Source organism: Catenuloplanes japonicus (assembly GCF_000717135.1).
GTDB classification, from domain to species: Bacteria; Actinomycetota; Actinomycetes; order Mycobacteriales; family Micromonosporaceae; genus Catenuloplanes; species Catenuloplanes japonicus.
The window spans coordinates 412,678-430,584 of record NZ_JNXY01000006.1; the positions used below are offsets into that span (position 1 = coordinate 412,678).

Annotated in this window: 14 protein-coding genes; 5 read left to right on the top strand and 9 right to left on the bottom strand. The window is 72.6% G+C overall.

The genetic code is table 11. The features are described 5' to 3' along the window. Positions 1-47 precede the first annotated feature (47 nt). The 5 genes from OP04_RS12660 to OP04_RS12680 all read left to right on the top strand — a co-directional run bounded on the left by OP04_RS12660 (position 48) and on the right by OP04_RS12680 (position 7,504). A complete protein-coding gene (locus tag OP04_RS12660; protein ID WP_051797710.1) occupies positions 48-1,250 on the top strand; it encodes an LPXTG cell wall anchor domain-containing protein in 1,203 nt (400 codons plus the stop codon). A gap of 143 nt (positions 1,251-1,393) precedes the next feature. After that, positions 1,394-3,412, top strand: coding sequence for an AAA family ATPase (locus tag OP04_RS12665; protein WP_198153802.1), 2,019 nt, complete (start codon positions 1,394-1,396; stop codon positions 3,410-3,412). An 81-nt stretch (positions 3,413-3,493) separates the two neighbouring features. Continuing rightward, positions 3,494-6,715, top strand: coding sequence for a DEAD/DEAH box helicase (locus tag OP04_RS12670; protein WP_157239738.1), 3,222 nt, complete (start codon positions 3,494-3,496; stop codon positions 6,713-6,715). 228 nt (positions 6,716-6,943) lie between these two features. Further along, positions 6,944-7,144, top strand: a complete 201-nt coding sequence (locus OP04_RS12675) for a hypothetical protein (RefSeq protein ID WP_033339731.1) — start codon at positions 6,944-6,946, stop codon at positions 7,142-7,144. Positions 7,145-7,147: 3 nt separating this feature from the next. Beyond that, positions 7,148-7,504 (top strand): hypothetical protein, encoded by a 357-nt coding sequence (locus OP04_RS12680; protein WP_033339732.1) that lies wholly within the window; start codon positions 7,148-7,150, stop codon positions 7,502-7,504. A 6-nt stretch (positions 7,505-7,510) separates the two neighbouring features. Here the strand turns inward: OP04_RS12680 and OP04_RS12685 are convergent, their stop codons facing one another. From OP04_RS12685 to OP04_RS12725, 9 genes are all read right to left on the bottom strand, one after another. Beyond that, a complete protein-coding gene (locus OP04_RS12685; protein WP_033339733.1) occupies positions 7,511-8,713 on the bottom strand; it encodes a TIGR02679 family protein in 1,203 nt (400 codons plus the stop codon). Beyond that, on the bottom strand, positions 8,710-12,831 hold the full coding sequence (locus tag OP04_RS12690; protein WP_033339734.1) for an SbcC/MukB-like Walker B domain-containing protein: 4,122 nt from the start codon (positions 12,829-12,831) through the stop codon (positions 8,710-8,712). The genes OP04_RS12685 and OP04_RS12690 overlap by 4 nt, the downstream gene beginning before the upstream one ends. Further along, entirely contained in the window at positions 12,831-14,144 is a 1,314-nt protein-coding gene (locus OP04_RS12695; protein WP_033339735.1) for a TIGR02678 family protein, read from the bottom strand. The genes OP04_RS12690 and OP04_RS12695 overlap by 1 nt, the downstream gene beginning before the upstream one ends. Beyond that, positions 14,141-15,679, bottom strand: a complete 1,539-nt coding sequence (locus OP04_RS12700; RefSeq protein WP_051797717.1) for a TIGR02677 family protein — start codon at positions 15,677-15,679, stop codon at positions 14,141-14,143. The genes OP04_RS12695 and OP04_RS12700 overlap by 4 nt, the downstream gene beginning before the upstream one ends. 71 nt (positions 15,680-15,750) lie before the next feature. After that, complete coding sequence (locus OP04_RS12705) at positions 15,751-16,107, bottom strand: hypothetical protein (RefSeq protein ID WP_033339736.1); 357 nt, start codon at positions 16,105-16,107, stop codon at positions 15,751-15,753. Between the two features lie 10 nt (positions 16,108-16,117). Further along, positions 16,118-16,528: a nucleotidyltransferase domain-containing protein gene (locus OP04_RS12710; protein ID WP_033339737.1), complete on the bottom strand. Its 411-nt coding sequence runs from the start codon at positions 16,526-16,528 to the stop codon at positions 16,118-16,120. A gap of 137 nt (positions 16,529-16,665) precedes the next feature. Beyond that, positions 16,666-17,148, bottom strand: a complete 483-nt coding sequence (locus tag OP04_RS12715) for a WXG100-like domain-containing protein (RefSeq protein ID WP_232323572.1) — start codon at positions 17,146-17,148, stop codon at positions 16,666-16,668. Positions 17,149-17,167: 19 nt separating this feature from the next. After that, positions 17,168-17,479: a WXG100 family type VII secretion target gene (locus OP04_RS12720; protein WP_033339739.1), complete on the bottom strand. Its 312-nt coding sequence runs from the start codon at positions 17,477-17,479 to the stop codon at positions 17,168-17,170. Positions 17,480-17,481: 2 nt separating this feature from the next. After that, positions 17,482-17,907 carry a YbaB/EbfC family nucleoid-associated protein gene (locus tag OP04_RS12725; RefSeq protein WP_051797720.1) on the bottom strand — a complete coding sequence of 142 codons (426 nt, stop codon included), beginning with the start codon at positions 17,905-17,907 and terminating at the stop codon, positions 17,482-17,484.

Consider the following 17,907-nt stretch of genomic DNA (forward strand, 5'->3'; position numbering starts at 1 on the left):
ACGATCGGTGTGCCCCGCTCGTTCCCCTCTTTTGGAGCGTCGCACCTATGAGATCCGCCCCCCGTTTCCGCCGTGCCGCCGCCCTCGCGGCCGGTGTCCTTCTCGGCCTGACCGGTCTGGCCGCCGTCGGCTCCCCGGCGAGCGCCACCGGCAATCACGGCACGGCCTGCGTCACGCCGGACAAGGCCACGTACGAGCACTCCTTCGACGGCCCCAAGGGCACCGCGAGCATCAAGCTGCTCAACGGCCCGCTCTGCGCCGAGCAGGCGTTCGCGCTGGTGTCCTACACCGCGCCGTCGGCGAAGTTCGCCACGCCGCAGCACCTGCTCGACAGCTCGGTGAAGAAGTTCGTGCCGGCCACGTCCGAGGAGTTCAGCGGGAACGAGCTGAAGTTCAAGGTCGAGGTCCCGGAGTGCTTCACCCAGGTCGACTTCGTCTTCGGTGACCAGATCATCAATCCGCTGACGGACAGCAGCGACCGGTACGGCAACCGCAAGGTCGGCGAGACCTCCCAGTCGAAGCCGGCCCCGGGCCAGCCGCAGCACGCGTACTACAACGGCGGCTCCGGCACCTGCAAGGCCGAGCCGGCCGTCGAGGCGCTCCCCGACTGCGACGGCAACGTCACGCTCACGCTGATCAACCGCAGCACCTTCAGTGAGACGTTCACGATCACCGCGGACGGCGGCTTCAGCAAGACCCAGACGCTCACGGCGAACCAGGCGCCGGTCACCGTCGAGGTGCCGGCCGCGAACGCCAAGAACATCGTGGTCAAGTCCAAGGACAAGGAGCTGTACCGCGGCGCCTGGACCAAGCCGGAGGACTGCAAGACCCCCGAGGTCGGCACGCCCGAGGGCTCGGTCACCCAGACCTGTGAGGGCCTGACCTTCGAGGTCAAGAACCCGGAGAACGGCAAGGACCTGACCGTCACCTTCACCCCGAACCAGGGCGAGGCGAAGACCGTCACCGTGGCCGCCGGCAAGACCGAGAACGTGACCTTCGAGGGCACCGAGGGCCTCACCGTCAAGGTCGAGGGCGGGCTGGACGCGCTGGGCGAGGTCGTCTGGGCCGGCCCGGAGAACTGCGACTCCACCCCGGTCCCCGGCACCGGTGGCGGTGAGCCGGGCGAGCCCGAGCTGCCGCTGACCGGCACCGCCGTCGGCTCCATCGTGGCCGGCGCGGCCGTGCTGCTCGCGGTCGGTGGCGGCCTGTTCTTCATGGCCCGTCGCCGGAAGCTGAACTTCCAGGCCTGATACACCTGCCGAGGCGCGCCGACCGATGCCGGTCGGCGCGCCTTCGTGTGCGGGTGACCGATCGTGCGGCCGGGCCGTTACTCGATCTTCCGTCTCTGTCATCGTGGACGCTCGCCGTAGGTCCAATGGAGATGGAGACCGGGATGCCGCTGCTGCACGATCTGGCCGGAAAGCTGGACCCCGACGTCCGCGACCTGATCCTCGCCGCCGTCGACGGCGATCAGGCGCTCGACGAGGCGTTGCGCGGCGTGTGGCGCGATCGGCCGGAGCCGGCGTCGCCCGCCGATCCCGGTGACACCCGCCTGTTCCTGGAGTCCGTCAAGGTCCGCGGCTTCCGTGGCATAGGCCCGATGGCCACGATCCCGCTCACGCCCGCACCGGGGCTCACCGTGATCACCGGGCGGAACGGCTCCGGCAAGTCCAGTTTCGCCGAGGCGGTCGAGTTCGCCCTGACCGCCGACTCGACGCGCTGGTCACAGCGCCCCGCGGCGTTCCGCACCGGCTGGCGCAACCTGCACCAGGACGGCCCCGCCGGCATCCAGGTGACGCTGCGGCCGGATTCGGGCCCCTCGGTGACCATCCGCCGCACGTGGCCGGCCGGCAGCACCGACCTGGCCGCCGCCGAGCTCGCCGTGCTGCACGACGGCGGCCCGCTGCCGGACTGGGCGGGACGGATCGACCGCTACCGCCCGTTCCTGTCCGCGCGCGACCTGGAGCGGGTGATCACCGCGAAGCCCACCGAGCTCTACGACGCCATCGCCCCGATCCTCGGCCTCGGCCCGTTGCCCGAGGCGGACAAGCGCCTCCAACGGCAGCGGAAGATCAGGGAAGACCGGGTCAAGAGCCTCAAAATGGGGTACGACCGGCTGCGCGTGATGCTCGGCGAGACCGACGACCCCCGTGCCGTGCGGGCGCTGTCCGCGCTCGCGTCGCGCGATCTCACCGCGCTCGCGGCGCTGACCGGCGACGACGCGGAGAGCATGGACGTGCGCGCGGTGACGGCCGCCCGGCGGCTCACCTCGGAGGAGCTGCCGGACCCGCAGCCCGCGCTGCTGGAGCGGGACGCGGCGGCGAAGGAGGCGGAGGCCGCGGCCGGCACGGACAGCGCCGCCGCACACCGCGCCGCCGAGCTGCTCCGGCAGGCCGTCGACCTGCACCGGGACGGCGGCGATCAGCCCTGCCCGGTCTGCCGGTCCGGGCATCTCGACGACGCGTGGCAACGTGCGGCCCTGACCGAGCTGGAGCGGCTCGGCGACGCCGCCACCACCGCCCGCGCCGCCCGCGATCGCCACGCGTCCGCGGACCGGGCTGTCGCGGAGCTGCTCAGGGACGTCCGCGGCCGGCTGACCCCGCTGGCCGCCGCACTCGCCCGCCAGCTGCCCGAGGCCGCCGCCGCACTGCGGTCCGCGCTGGACGCGCTGCCGGTCGGGGGTGCGCGGGAGGCCGGCGGGGTCTGGGAGCCGGGCGGTGGCTCGGAGGCCGGCGGCGTCTGGGAGGCGGTCGTCGGTGCTCACTCGCGGCTTGCCGCCGAGGCCGCCGACTGGCTCGACCGCCGCCACGACGGGTCGCGTGAGCCGGCCGCCGCGATCCGCCGATGGATCGACGAGGCGCGCGTCGTGCGCGCCGAGGCCGCAGAGCTGGAACGGCTCGTCCGCGCCCGCACCGCGCTCGGCCACGCCGCCGACCGGATCAGGACGGAACGGCTCGGCACGTTCGTCTCCCAGGCCGACCACCTGTGGCGGCGCCTGCGCCGGGAGAGCAACGTCGACCTCCGGCAGATCACCATGTCCGGCGTCAACACGTCCCGCCGCGTCGAGTTCCCGGTCGCGGTCGACGACGCGGCCACCAGCGCGCTCGCGGTCATGAGCCAGGGCGAGCTGCACGCGCTCGGCCTCGCCGTCTTCCTGCCCCGCGCCTGCGCGGACGCCAGCCCGTACCGTTTCGTCGTCATCGACGACCCGGTCCAGAGCATGGACCCGTCCAAGGTCGACGGTCTCGCCGAGATCCTCGCCGAGACCTCCCGCACCCGCCAGCTCATCGTCTTCACCCACGACGACCGCCTCCCCGAGTCCCTCGACCGCCTCGGCATCCCCGTGACGAGGCGGGAGGTCGTCCGAGCGCAGCGGTCGGTGGTGACAGTGCGTGAGCCGGAACCGCGGTGAGGCCCGCCGACCACCCGATCGAGGGCACGTCCCCGGGTCCGGTGGGGAGCTTCGATACTGTTGGTCCTCGTGGCGCGCTTGGTGTTGACCCCGGATGAGGCGGCGATCTGCGATGCGGTCGGTAACAGGAACTTCCTGGCCGCGCGCGCAATCCTGGCCGGCGGAGACCTGATCGACATCCGGTGGGAGGCCGAGGCCCGGCAGGGCTTCGCCGTCGTGCGCGGCCTGGCGACCGGTCTGGTCACGGCGTCGGTGGAGACCGCGGCGAACGGCAAGGTGCGTGTCGGCGGTGACTGCACGTGCGCTGCCGCGCCCGGCTGCCTCCATCCGGTGGCACTGGCGCTGGCCCTGGCCGGCAATCAGACGCCCGCGGCCGCCGTGCCGGCGAAGCGGCGCAAGAAGGCGGCGGCCCCCTGGGAACCGCTGCTGACGGCGTTGATGGGTACCGATCCGTCGCCGGACGAGCACGAGGCCCCGGACATCGCGCTTCAGGTCGAGATCGACGGCGGCCGGGCCGCGCTGCGCCCCGTGGTGCCGGGCAAGAAAGGGTGGGTACGCACCGGCATCTCGTGGTCGACGCTGCACTACGCCTACCACGCCCGGTCGCTCCGGGCGAAACGGCATATCGCGCTGCTTCACGAGCTGCGCGCGCTTGCCGAGGCCGACGACCACGACCCGTACCGATTTGCCTACTACGGCGGCGGCCATCGCGTCGTCTACCTGGACGAGTTCCGCAGCCGGCGGGTGTGGGACGTGCTGACCGAGGCGCAGGAGGCCGGGCTGCCGCTGGTCCAGAGCGGCCGGGCGTCGGCGCCGGTGACGGTGTCCGCGCCGGTGCGGTTCTCCGTCCACGCCGACCGGGACGGCGCGGATCTTCGGCTGCGCCCGGTGCTGACGAGCGGCGGCGAGGTGATCGATCCGGCGAGCTCCGTCATGATCGGTGACCCGGTGCACGGCGTCGCCTGGTGGGGTGCGGGCCCGCTGCGGCTGGCACCCACGGATCGGCCGTTGACCGGTCAGGCCCGGCGGGCGCTCGCGGTGCCGGCGATCGTCGTCCCGGCCGCCGACGAGCCGCGGTTCCTGAGGCAGTACTACCCGGGCCTGATGCACCGGTCCGAGATCGTCGCGGCCGGCGAGGCCGGGCTGCCCGACATCGCGCCGGCGGTCCTGACCCTGACCGCGCACAAGCTTCCCGGGCATCGCATGTCGCTGACCTGGGACTGGATCTCCACGATCGGGCGGCAGATCCAGCGCGAACGCGTGAGTGACGGCACCCGCGAGACGGCCGAGCGCGCCGCGACGCTGCGCCGGGCGGTGGCGCTGGTGGCCGGGCCCGAGTACGGGATGACCGAGCCGGCGCCCGGTGGTGAGCGCCTGCGCGGCCACGTCATGGCCGACGGCGATCACATGCTGCGGATCGTCCGCGACATCCTTCCCCGGGTGGCCGAGGCCGGCGACCTCGCGCTGGAGTTCGACGCGGACGGTGACCTGCCCGACTACGTCGAGGAGGAGTCGGCGCCGGTCGTCTCGTTCGGCAGCGGCAGTGGCGGCGGCGAGCACGGGGCTCAGGCCGACTGGTTCGACCTCGCGGTACGGGTGACCGTCGGTGGCGAGGACGTCGGGTTCGACGAGTTGTTCCTGTCGCTGGCGGCCGACCAGGAGTTCATGATTCTGCCGAGCGGCAGATACTTCGGTCTCGGCCAGAACGAGTTCCGCCAGCTCCGCGACCTGATCACCGAGTCCCGCGCGCTGCAGGACGCGCCGCCGGGCGTGCTGCGGGTCGGCCGGTTCCAGGCCGGGCTGTTGCAGGAGCTGTCCGAGCTGGGCGTTCTTTCCGGGCAGGCGGCCGCCTGGCAGGAGTCGATCCGGGCGTTGAGCGTGGCCGGAGCAGGAGACCGCGACCCGGTGCCGGCCGGGCTGAATGCCACGCTCCGGCCGTACCAGGTGGAAGGTTTTGAATGGCTTGCCGCCCTTCACCGCCATGGGCTCGGCGGGGTGCTGGCCGACGACATGGGCCTCGGGAAGACGCTCCAGGCGCTCGCGCTGATCTGCCATGCGGCCGCCGACGCGCCGTTTCTGGTCGTGGCGCCGGCCAGCGTGGTCGGCAACTGGGCGCACGAGGCCGGCCGCTTCGCCCCGCACCTGCGGGTCAGCACCATCGTGCAGACGGGTGCGCGCCGGACCGGTTCGCTGCGTGAGACGGTCGAGGGCGCGGACATCGTGGTCACGTCGTACACGCTGTTCCGGTTGGAGTACGACGACTACGCCGCGTTGCCGTGGGCCGGGCTCATCCTCGACGAGGCGCAGTTCGTCAAGAACTCCCAGTCGCACGGCTACCGGAATGCCAAGCAGTTGCCCGTCCCGTTCAAACTGGCCATCACCGGCACGCCCATGGAGAACAACCTGGGCGAACTGTGGGCGCTCCTGTCGATCACCGCGCCAGGGTTGCTGCCCCGGCACGACCGGTTCAACGACTACTACCGCAAGCCGATCGAGAAGGAGCACGACGAGGACCGGCTTGCCCAGCTGCGCCGCAGGATCCGGCCGCTGATGCTGCGCCGCCGCAAGTCCGAGGTGGTCACCGAGCTGCCGGCCAAACAGGAACAGATCGTCGAGCTGGAGCTGAACCCGAAACACCGCAAGATGTACCAGACCTACCTGCAACGCGAGCGGCAGAAGGTGCTCGGCCTCCTCGGCGACCTGCAGAAGAACCGCTTCGAGATCTTCCGATCGCTGACGCTGCTGAGGCAGGCCAGCCTGGACCTGAGCCTGGTCGACCCGAAGCACGCGAACATCGCGTCGACCAAGCTGGACGTGCTCGGCGATCGCGTCACCGACCTCGTCGCCGAGGGGCACCGAGTGCTGATCTTCAGCCAGTTCACCCGGTTCCTGACCGCGGCCCGGCAACGGCTGGAGGACGCCGGCATCGAGTGTCTCTATCTCGACGGCAAGTCCCGCGACCGAGCAAAGATCATCGACGGCTTCAAGAGCGGCACCGCGCCGGTCTTCCTGGTCAGCCTCAAGTCCGGCGGCTTCGGCCTGAACCTGACCGAGGCCGACTACTGCATCCTGCTCGACCCGTGGTGGAACCCGGCGACCGAGGCGCAGGCGGTGGACCGGATCCACCGCATCGGCCAGACCCGCACCGTCATGGTCTACCGCTTCGTCGCCAAGGACACCATCGAGGAGAAGGTGATGGCGCTCCAGGCCCGCAAGGCCGAATTGTTCAGCAGCGTCCTCGACGGCGGCGACTTCGCGGACGCGGCCCTGACCACCGAGGACATCCGCAACCTGCTCGAATGAGCGCCGGTAGGCATCCGTGGGTAAGAACAGCCGGGAACGCCACAAGGCCAAGCGGAAGGCCGAAGAGGCGGCACAACGCCGCCCGGCCTCAGCCGCGCCCTCCGGCCGCCGCTGAGCGGCGTCGGCGATCGGCAGTTCGGCAAGAAGTGGGGCAAGCACGCCAAGGACTACGGTCTGGATCCCGGTGATCCGGAGGCGCGCCAGTGGTTCGAGAACCGGATTCACGCGGTGCATGCGGATCCGGAGGAGGTACGGGTCGGGCCGTGGAATCCGCAGCGTGGCGGCGGTACCGACTATCAGTTCTACCGCCAGGGCACAGACCTGCTCATCACGAAGGGTGACGGGTCCTTCGTGACGATGTTCCCCCTCGGCCCGGCAGGGAACGGCTGGTACAACGGTGCCACCGTGGTACGGAACCAGGAGGGCTGAACGGTGGACGACGAGCTGGTCGGGACGACGGCGGAGTCGGTGGTCGAGGTGCTCGACGAGGACGGGGACCTCGCAGCCCTCCAGATCGTGCTCGGTGACGGGTCGGCGCTGCTGTGCACGGTGTGGACAGACTGGTCGTTGCGGACCGATCGACGGCGGGATGCGGCGCTGCCGGACTATCTGTGGCCGCCGGAGGCGTACACGCGCCGGCCGATCGCGGGTGCCGGCCGGCGAATCGTCTCGATGCGGCCGGAGACCGACGAGGCGGGGGAGCCGATCGGCCTGGAGATCGAGTTCGAGGGCGGTGGCCTGATCACGGCCCGGTCGGTGGGCGGGGAACTCTGTCTGGCAACAAGCTGACGCGACTCAGGTGATGGTGACCGGGTGTCCGGCAGGGGTGAGGTCGGACAACAACGCATCGAGCAGTCTCTCCTCCATCACCGCCCGCCCGGTCTCGTGCATCAGCGCACCCAGCGCCGGATCCCACGGTGTCCCCGCCGCCGGCCCGGCCAGCGGAATACCGGCGGTCCCGGCCGCGTAGTCGGACGCGGCCATCCGCCACGGGACCGCGGCCGGGTAGCGGGTGAGTGCGCTGCCGGTCAGGCGTACGCCGGTCCAGTCGAAATCGTTGCGCCAGCGGATCACGGTGTCCGGGGCGAGGGCGGCCAGCAACGTGTGGACGGCGGCGGACGGCACGCCCTCGGTGCAGACGAGCGGGCGGGTGGCCCGGCCCGCCGCCGCGCGGAGCACGGCCGGGTTCTCACAGACGAAAACCTCGGGGGTACGGAGCAGGAGCGGCGCGATCCGCAGTTGATGCAGCGTCACCCGGAACGGGACATGGGTCTGCGCCGCCGAGGTGAGCCAGCCGCCGAGCGGGCCACCGCCGGACGCGGGCAGGTTGAGGACCAGTACCTGGCTGGCCAGATCGTCCGGGACGACGCCGGCCAGCTCCCACAGCGCCCGTTCGTGTTCCGCAGCGGCGGAGGCGGGCGCGGGCAACCCGTGCCAGACCGCGAGCGCGCGCAGGACCAGGCCGCGTACCGGGCCGTCGGCCAGCGCCTTCGTGTCGGAGAGGACGCGTTCCGCGAAGACCGGCATCGGCTCGTCGGCGGCGGGCAGCGCGTCCAGGACCGCGAGCACGTCCGGGAACGGCAGGCCGCAGCGGACGATGCGGGTGAGCGTGCCGTCGCGGCGCATCGCGTCCAGCCAGGTCTCGAACCAGGCCTCGCCCGAGTGCCGGGAGGACGCGGTGAGCGCGAGCACGGCGTCCCGGCCGACCGCGTCGCGTGCACGTTCGCCGGGGCGGTCGCGGAACGGGCCGACGACCGAGGCCAGGCTCCGGCCATGAGCGGCGCGCAGGTGGTCGTCGAGGTCGGCGAGGCGCACGCTGACCCGGGCCGTCCCGGCGGGGCGATGCGTGCCGGTCACGCCGATGATCACGAGGCGTTCGGCGTCGTCGGGCGTGGCGAGCGAGATGCTTCCGTCCAGCGCGCCGCCGGTGCGTTCCAGGCTGCGCCGGGCGGCGGCGAGCAGTCGCTGCCAGCCGGGGTCCGTGGCCGGATCGGTCACCGCGCGGCCCGCCGTGTCTCGGGGGAGCCGAGCGCGCGGGCCAGCGTCCCGTCGAAGTCGGCCACGTTCATCGTGCCGTCCCAGACCAGCAGCACGGTCGAGACCGCGTGCTCCACGGTGGAGTGCGAGAGGTCGTAGTGCGCGGCGCCGGTCACGGCCGGGTGGGTGGCCCACAGGTCGTACCCGGTCATGAAGAGGTCCAGGTCGAACTGCTTGGCCAGCGACATCAGCTCACCCCGGCCGTTGTCGTCGACGCCGGCGAACGCCTCGTCCAGGCCGAGTAGCCGGGGCGCGTCCGGGCGGGCGGAGCCGAAGAGCGCGTTCGCGGCCGCGAACAGCGGCAGGTGCAGCGACACGGACTGCTCGCCGCCGGAGAGCTGGCTGTGCCGGGCCCGGGTCAACGGCTCCGGCTTCCCGCCCGGCCGATGCAGCGCGAACGCGAACGTCCGCCACTGCCGGTAGTCGAGCACCTCGGCGAGCAGATCCCGGTACGGCTTCTCCGGCGCCTGCGCCCGCGCCTGCTTGATCCGGGCGGCGAAGTGGCGGCGCAGCGTGGTGAGCTGGCCGGGGCCGAGCCGGGCCGGGTCGCGTTCCAGCAGGCCGCACACCTCGCGCTGCTCCGGGTCGAGGTCGTCGGCCAGCCGCCAGCCGACGCCGACGGTCAGACCGGACGACATGCGCCGGGCCCGCATCTGGGTGTCCATCGCGCCGACCAGGTCGCGCGCCTCGATCGTGCGCCGGTGGATCTGCCCGGCGAGCTGGCCGAGGAGCGCGTCCTCGAACACCTTCTGCTCCGCGTCGGTGAGCAGCTGTTCCTGGTCGCGGCGCTCGGCGGCGATCCGGTCGGCGAAGTGGGCGACCGGGGTGAGGCCCTGCTCGTCCGCGACCCGGACCACGATCACGCCCTCGTCGGTGTCCCACTCGGGACGGTGGTCGAGGCCGGCGGCGGGCAGTTGCGCCTGCAGTTCGGTGAGCGCGCCGGTGAGCCGGGTCGCGCTCTGCTTCAGCGACGACTCGGTGGGGGCCAGCTCGCGGGTGGCGGCCAGGATCGCCTCGTGCAGCGCGATCACGGCGGGGTCGAGGTCGCCGTCGACCGTGACCGGCCAGCGCAGGTCCGTGGGGCAACGGATCAAACCCAGAAGATCGGCCTGGGCGTACGGGCGCAGCCGCACCGCCTCCTGTCGGGCCTCGGCGACCGCGCGTCCGGCGGACTCCTCGCCCATCTCCACGCGTGCCGCCGCGCCGGCCTGTGCGGTGCGGGCCTCGGTGAGCGCGGCGCGGGCCTCGGCGAGCGCGGTCTCGGCGGCGCCGACGGCCTCCTCGGTGCGGGCGACCTCGGCCAGCACCTCCGCCGCCTCCGCGCCGATCGCGTCGGAGAGCGTGCGCAACTCCTGGTCCTTCTCGGCGTGCCGCTGCCGTGCCTCCTGCGCCGACTCGACCGCGGTCTCCCACCGGCCGTGCGCCTCCGCGTGCCGGTCCGCGGCCTGCGCGGCCTGGACGGCGGCCCGCCCGGCCGCGGTGTGCGCGTGTTCGAGCCGCAGGCCGGCCCGGTCGAAACGGTCCACCGCGGATGCGGTCGCGTCGAGCGACTCCACCGGCAGCCCGCGGTCCGCGACGGCCCGGCGCAGTGCGGCGCCGGTGCCGGCCCGAACCGCAGCGGCCGAGTCCAGCTGGTTCGCGGCGTCGACGGCCGCCTCCCGGCGCATGCGGGAGGCGGTGGCGGCCCGGTCCACGGCCCGTTCCGCCTGCCGGATTCCGTCCAGCGACGGCAGTGCGGCGGCGGCCCGGTCCACGGCCGCGAGCACGTCCCGCACCGCCTGCCGGGCGGCCTCGATCTCGGCGATCTCCCGGTCCAGCGCGGCGAGCCGGCGGTCGCACTCGGCGATCCGGGCGGCCCGGCGCGCGGCCCGTGCGGTGGCGCCGATGTACTCACCGCGGTCCTTGCCGAACCGTCCGACCCCGGCGCCCTGTGCCCACCCGCCCTCGACGGTCACCCCGGCCGGGACGGCCAGGTCGCCGAGCGCGATCCCGGCCAGCACCTCGACGATCCGCGCGGCCGGCACCAGGTCCTGATCCTCGGGCACCAGCACGTCCGCGAGGCTCGCGCCGGCCACGGCGGGGCCGGCGCGCAGGAACGCGTCCTCCTCGGTGAGAAGGCCGCTCGCCTGCGGGGATGCGACCTCGCCGGAGACCGGCACGTCCGCCGGCTGCGGAGATCCGCCTTCGCCGGACCACGATGTCTCCGCCGGAACCGGTGCGGCGTGCCGTGCACGCGGCGAAGAGCCGTCCGGGCGCAGCCAGGCGTCGAGCAGGCCGGCCGCCTCCAGTGCGCCCTCGATCCCGGCCGCCTCCGCCTCGGGCACGCCGTCCGCGAACCGGACCAGCCGCCACAGCGGTGCGCCCGGACGCCCGTCACGCGCGGCAGGGCGGGTCGGGGACGGCGGCGGGGCGTCGTCGTGCTCGGCCGCGATCCGGTTCCGTTCCTCCTCGACCTGCCGCCGTTCGGTGACCCGGCCGTCGTGTTGCGCGGACAGCGCCGCGGCCGAGTCCCGGCGTGCCGCGACCGGGGCGGCGACCGCCTCCGCGTAGGCGTCCCGCAGGGACGGTGCGTCCAGTGACTCGGCGAGCGCGTCGGGCAGGCCCGGCAGGTCCAGTGTGGACAGCACGGCCGCGTGGTCGGCGCCCCAGAGGCGTACCCCCGCTGCGGTCTGCTCTTGGGTCTGGGCCAGGTGCGAGATGGCCTGCTGCTCGTCGTCGGTGGCCCGATCGACCGCGTCGCGGGCGGCACGGTCGGCGTCGACGGCGCGGGCATGATCACGCTCGGCCTCGGTGAGCCGGTCGGCGGCGGTCCGGACCGCGAGGACGTCGGCACGGCGGGCTTCGGCCCGCGCGGACAGGCGCGTCGCCAGGCCGTCGGGTTCGGCGTCGGCGGCGGCCCAGACGATGCCGGCCGTCTCCGCCTCGGCCGCGAGGCCGGTGGCGAGACGCCCGGCGGCCGCGCGCGCCTCCCGGGACTCGGACTCGGCCCGGTCCTGCTCGTCGCGGCGCCGGCCGGCCGCGGTCTCCTCGGCCGTCACCGCTGCCAGCGCACGCGCGGCGGCCGCGGACAGGTCGTGGACGTGCCGTTCCAGGTCGGCGAGCTGCTCGTGCGACCGGTACGCGGCCGAGCCCTTCAGCCGGTCCAGATGGGCGCGCAGCCGGCCGGGCTCGCCCTCGGCCGCGTCCTGCCGGTCCGCCGCCTCCGACACGGCGACGGACGCGCGGGCCGCCGCCTCCCGCGCCGTGACGAGCGCGTCCCGGTGCTCTGCCACGCTCGCCCGGCGCGCCGTGACCGCGTCGGCCGCGGCCCGCGCGTGGGTGCGCAGATAGGTGGCGTAGACGGACAGGAACGCGGTGGTCGCGCCGTCCGCGGCGACAAGACCTTCGAGGGTACGGGCGACCGCCTCCATGTCGTCGAACGAGCGCGCGGCCTCGACCAGCAGATGGTCCTCGACCGGCCGCAGCCCACGCTGGAGCGTCCGGGACAGCTCGACCGGGTTCAGATCCTTGGCCAGCTGCGGCTTGCGCAGCGTCAGCACCAGGTCCAGCAGCTGCTCGTAGCGGGCCGGCCCGAGGCCGAACAGCCGTGCGTCGACCAGGTGCCGGTACTCCTCGGCGGAGTCCCGGACCGCGTCGGCGCCCAGCCGCTCGATCAGCTCCTTGCGCGACACCGGCCGGTCATCGGCGTCCAGCAGCGACAGGTCCACGCCGACGCGGCCGTCCGCGACGAAGTGCCAGCGGGTCACCCGATCGTTGTGCCGGTGCGCGCGCAGCCCGATCCCGATCGTCACGTGCTCGCTGCCGTTGCCGAACTCCATCCACACGTACGCGTGCGCGACGTCCTGCCCGCGGTAGAGCAGGTTCGACTTCATCGTGCGGTCCTCGCCCGCGAACGGGTTCAGCCGCCGGGGCTCGATCCGCCCGTCCAGCACGAACGGGAACAGCACCTCGAGCGCCTTGGTCTTGCCGGAGCCGTTCGGGCCGCGCAGCACCAGCCAGCCGTCGACGAACAGGAACTCCTCGTCCCGGTAGTCCCAGAGGTTGATGATCCCGGCCCGGGTCGGGGCGAAACGTGCCATCAGAACAGTGTCCTCTGCTTCACCTGGGCGACCGTGCTGCGATAGCGGCCCACCAGCGGGCGGACCAGCACACCACCGGGCACCATGATCACCGCGCCGAACCGGGCCAGCAGCGCCACGGCCTCCGTCCGCAGCCGGTCCGGGTCGGAGTGCCAGGCGGCGCCGAACGCGGAACCGTACCGCCGCAGGATCTCGGTGGTCGCCTCCCGCAGGAAGCTGTCCGTGATCAGCGGGAGTCTGTGCTCCTCGGTCTCCGGTGCCTCGCGGGGACCGTCGTCGTCCGGCATGATCATCGTCGCGGCCGGCAGTCCCGCGTCCGCGTCCCGTACCAGCTGGATCCGGTGCTCCTCGGGGTCCGGCGCGGGCATCCGCCGGGCACGCCGGCCGTCCGGGTCCAGCACCCGCTCCGCCATCTCCACCGCGAGCAGGATCGCGGCCTGCGCCACCGAACCCGTGCCCGGGAACCGTTCCGCGGACCAGCCCGCGGTGTCGACCAGCAGCACCCCCTCGGCCCGGCGCTCCAGCCGCAGGCCGGTCAGCCGCGCCAGGTCGGCGGGCAGCGCCTGGCCGCGCAGGTGGTTGCCGATCTCGGCCGCGACGTCCGCGTAGTAGACGACCGGGCGCTCCACCACGGCCCGCCGGGCCGCCTGCGCGGCGGCCCGGCGCTCCGCGTTCCCGCTGCTGGACACGGTCCGGTCCAGCAGTGCGGAGACCGACTCGATGTGCTGCAGCACGCGCGGCGGGCGGAACAGCGCCAGCACCGCGTCGCGTGCGATGTCGTAGAGCGCCTCGCCCGCGCCCGGGTCGGACGCCCAGGACGCGCTCGAACCGTCGGCCAGGCGCAGCACACCGCGCTCCTCCAGCCAGGCGACCGCGTCCACGAACGCGCGACGGTCCGCGCCGTGGTCCGGGTCCAGGCCGAGGCCGCCGATCCGGTTCGCGTCGCCGGCGACCGCGTCGGCCAGCTCGCTCAACGTGATCTGCACGCCGGCCCGGCCCAGCACGGCCAGGCACAGCGACAGGTACGCGTACCGGCGGCGGTCGAACGTCTTGCCCGTGCGCGAGGTGGCCGGCCGGTCCGGATCCAGCGCGTCCACCGTGCGCACCAGCCGCGCGGTCGCGCCGTGCAGCTCCAGCCGGTAGCCGAACGCCTCCGCGAGATCGCCGCGCAGCTCCGCGGCGAACCGGCGCACCCGCGGCAGCGCCTTCTCGTCCGGCCAGGTCGCGGTGATCAGCGGATGCCGCAGCACCAGACGCACGGCACGCTGATAGTCGGCCAGCTCCAGATCGGAGACGGCGGCGGCGAACCTCATACGGCCGCCGTGTGCGCCGCTTTGTCCACCGTCAGCGCGTAACCGTCGAGGTGCAGGCGACCGTCCTCGGTCTCCACCGTGGTGAACCGGCCCGGGACCGGCGTCAGCGTCAGCCGCACACCGAACGCGGCGGCGGCCAGCGGCCGGTCCTTCTGGTTGTTTCTGGCCGCGAGCGCGATGTCCAGCAGACGGCGCAGCGCCGCGGTCTGCGCCGCGTCGAGCTTGTCGTCCGCGCCGGTGCCGATGAGGCGGCCCGCGGCCTCGGCCTGCCTGCGCTCCTCGGCCACCTGCCGCTCGCGCAGCGCCCGCCGCGACGAATCGGCCCGATCCACCCGCGCCGGACGGCCGTTGCCCTGACCCGGCAGCCGCCCCGACTGCACCAGCGTCCGGGACAGCTCCACCGCGGGCGCGTCCCACCAGGACAGACGCCCCGGGATCGCCTCCGGGTCCGCGTGTGCGACACCGGCGTGCCGCGGCGCGCCCAGCCCGAACACCACGTCGAACAGCGCGTGCGCGGACGCCTCCGAGCCGGTGCCCGCGAACCAGGCCGCCAGGTGCCGCAACTGCGACTCCCGGCTCACCCCGCCCCGGCGTGCCTCCGTCACCCGGCGCAGCAGCGCCAGCACGTCCCCGATCGCGGCCATCGTGGCGCCGGACAACCGATCCGCCTCGCTCGGGCCCGCACCGGCCGGTGCCAGCCACGACCGCAGCCCCGCCCACCGGCGATGCCAGTCGGCCACACGTTCCGCCGGCGTGGCGAACAGCCGCTCGTCCGCCTCGGCCGCGGCCTCGATCAGGCGCTCCAGCCCGGTCTCCTCGACCTCGAACACGGCCTCCCGCAGCCTCGGCGTGTACCGCTGCAGTTCGTCGTGGAAATCGCGCAGGTGTGCGAGCAGCGCATCCTTGTGCGAGAGGAAGACCTCCGGGCGTACGTCGTGGGTGCGGCCCAGATCCCCGAGCATGTGGTAGAACCGCGCGGCCCGTTCCGCCACGTCCGCCAGCGCCCGGTCCAGCCGGTTCAGCTTCCGGTAGACCTCCTCCGCGTCACCGGCCGTGTTCGCCGCCGCCAGCGCCTTCAGGTCGGCCAGCAGATCCGCGAAGACCAGCCGGGACAGCGTGCTGTCGTCCAGCCCCGCGGCGAGCACGCTCTCCACCGCCCGGTGCGCGCGATAGCCGGCCTCGGTGAACTGGTAGACCGAATGGCGGTTGCGATATTCGGCCAGCGTCGCCGCGCGGGCACCGTCCTGGCTGCGATCCAGCACACCCCAGTCGACCAGCGCGTCCAGCAGCCGGGGAAGTTCGAGAGCCGCCGGGTCCGGGCACTCGCGGTGCATGTCCGCCAGGCCGGCGAGCGTCACCGAGACCTCGGAGGTGTGCAGCACGACCTGGTAGCTGGACCGGGCCGCGTCGAAGGCCCGCAACACCCATAGATAGGCGAGCCGGTTGTCCGCCGTCACATACCCGAACAGCCGCATCCGATCATCCAGCCCGAAGTCGTCCAGCCCGAACGAGGCAGGCTGCGGCTGCTGCGGCATTGGACCACTCTACCGGTCGGCGCGGTGCGGGTCGCACACACCGGGTCCGGTGATGCTCGTGCGGTACAGACTCAGACCTTGTCCTCGAAAGCCGCGCAGACGATCGCCCTCAGCCGGTCGGCCTGCACGACCCGGACGATGTCCCGGGCGAGCGCGATCTGCTCCGCCTCGCCGATCGTCCGGTCCGTCGGTGTCGCCTCGACGCGCCAACGGAAGTAGAGGAAGTCGTCCTCGTCGGTGCGGGCCAGTTCCGCGTCGGCCTCCTCGTTCGGCTGGATCTCGATGAGGTTGCCGCGCGCGTGCAGGGAGTTGCGCCGGTAGGGTGTCGCGCTCAGCCCTCGTGCCAGCAGCTCGTGCAGCCCACCCTCGTCGATCGACCCGTCGACCATCGTCAGAAATTGCAGTGTCGGGCCGGTGCCGGTCACCATTCCTCCAGGTTTAGCTGTCCAACGGAATATATGGCCCGTTGTCGAACGGGCCGCCACGACGGAGCACCGAGAACTGCACCGGCACCGATACGTGACTGTCGAGCAGAGCCTGCCGCCGGTTGGTGAATTCGGTGCCCAGGTCGAAGCTCGACAATTGACCGTTGTTCCTGATCCTGCGCAACATCGTACGACGCAGCCGCGTTCCCTCCGGTGCACGGGCGAGGGCCCGTTGAGCCAGGTCATGGAACGTCCGGTCGTCGACTCTCAAGGCCACGTCGATATCCGAGTCGCTGCGCGCGGTGCCACGTGCGCGGCTGCCGTGAACGCCCAGATCTCCGGGCGGAAGGCGCGCGTCACGCTGCAGTTGCCGGGCACCGCGCGAGAACCGCTGCCACTGCCGATCGGTCAGCCCCTGAGGCACCTGTCGTGCTCTCGCGGGTGTCGCATCGGGGGCCCGACGCACACCCGTGCGGGCGCGTCGCAACAGGCTTCGGGCTGCGCGGGCGATGACGCCTCCGGCCGCGTCTCCCGCGCCGCGTCCGGCGCCCCGGCGGGTGTTCACCCGAGGACCACGCCGATCGCCTGGTCGATGAGCAGGTCGATGACCAGATCGGTGAGTTTCTTGAAGATAGGGATCTCCAGCAGGGACGCCCCGAACGTCACCGCCGCCGTCGCGATCGCCTGGATGATCTGGATGAGCAGGATCGTGAGCTGGACAATGACATTGATCTTCAAAGCCAGAACGATCATCGCGCAGACGATCAGCGTGGCACCGACCGCCTGACTTCCCACGGCCGCGTCACGAAGCACGGCGAGTGCCTCGTCGTCCCCGCCCCAGCGATTGAGGAAGGCCTGAACATCACCACTTCTGTTGTGCTGCACCATGGCTGACACCGCAGACTCACTGCCGGCGACGGCGGCATCGAGCGGGGCCGTCATCTCGAACCACGCCTGCCCCAGCTCCATCATCTTCGTCTCGTCCGACATCGGCCAGGTGTAGCCGAGCTCGTTGAGCAGCGCGGCCAGCTCACCGGGGATCATCAGGCCCACGACAGCCTCCTCAGGTCAGCCGGAAAAGACTCTCGTTGTCCTGTTCGACCAGCTCGTACTCGGTTGCCATGACACCGAGCCCCTCGCTGAAGCCGGTCAGCCCGTCGGACACGGACGTCATGCATTCAGCGGCGATCTCGACAGCCGCCTGGTAGGACATTTTGATCAGGCTGCCGACGTCGTCGTCACCGAAGATGTCGCCGAAGCCCTCACTCTGCGCGGCCAGCGCCTGCCATCGAGCGTTCACGTCGCGGGCGATGGCCGCGATGTCGTCCGCGCACTGCCGTACCGCGGGCGGGTCGATCTCGATACCGTTCGACACGGTCAGCGTCCCGATCGTGAGATGCGCTGAACCGCCTCGGTGAGCATCTCGTTCATCGCGGTCATGCTGCGGATCGACTCGGTCTGAAGCTCATCCAGCCGTTCCGCGAGAGCGGCGGTGTCGGTTTCCGTGTTGACGTGGCCGGCGCCGGAACGGAGTTGGTCGAGCGCGGCGTTCACGGCCTCGGCCACGAACTCTCCGAGTGAGTCGGTGCCGGCCTGCAGTAGTCGCGGATCGATGTCCACACGGCTCACCCGGTTGCCGGAGAAGGTGACCAGCACCCGGCCGTCGGCAGACTGCCCGACTGTCTCCACCGGTTCCTCGGAATCGGCGGAGCCGCTCGGATCCGGAGCCGTGCCTGTGCGTACCGCCTGAAGGGTGGTGCGCATCTTTGCGAACAGCTCATCGAACTGCGTGGCCGGATTCAC

Coding starts and splice junctions, on each gene's coding strand:
- OP04_RS12665 (WP_198153802.1), top strand. CDS start 1,394: ATGCCGCTGCTGCACGATCTGGCCGGAAAGCTGGACCCCGACGTCCGC.
- OP04_RS12660 (WP_051797710.1), top strand. CDS start 48: ATGAGATCCGCCCCCCGTTTCCGCCGTGCCGCCGCCCTCGCGGCCGGT.
- OP04_RS12695 (WP_033339735.1), bottom strand. CDS start 14,144: ATGAGGTTCGCCGCCGCCGTCTCCGATCTGGAGCTGGCCGACTATCAG.
- OP04_RS12690 (WP_033339734.1), bottom strand. CDS start 12,831: ATGGCACGTTTCGCCCCGACCCGGGCCGGGATCATCAACCTCTGGGAC.
- OP04_RS12715 (WP_232323572.1), bottom strand. CDS start 17,148: ATGATCCCCGGTGAGCTGGCCGCGCTGCTCAACGAGCTCGGCTACACC.
- OP04_RS12700 (WP_051797717.1), bottom strand. CDS start 15,679: ATGCCGCAGCAGCCGCAGCCTGCCTCGTTCGGGCTGGACGACTTCGGG.
- OP04_RS12705 (WP_033339736.1), bottom strand. CDS start 16,107: ATGGTGACCGGCACCGGCCCGACACTGCAATTTCTGACGATGGTCGAC.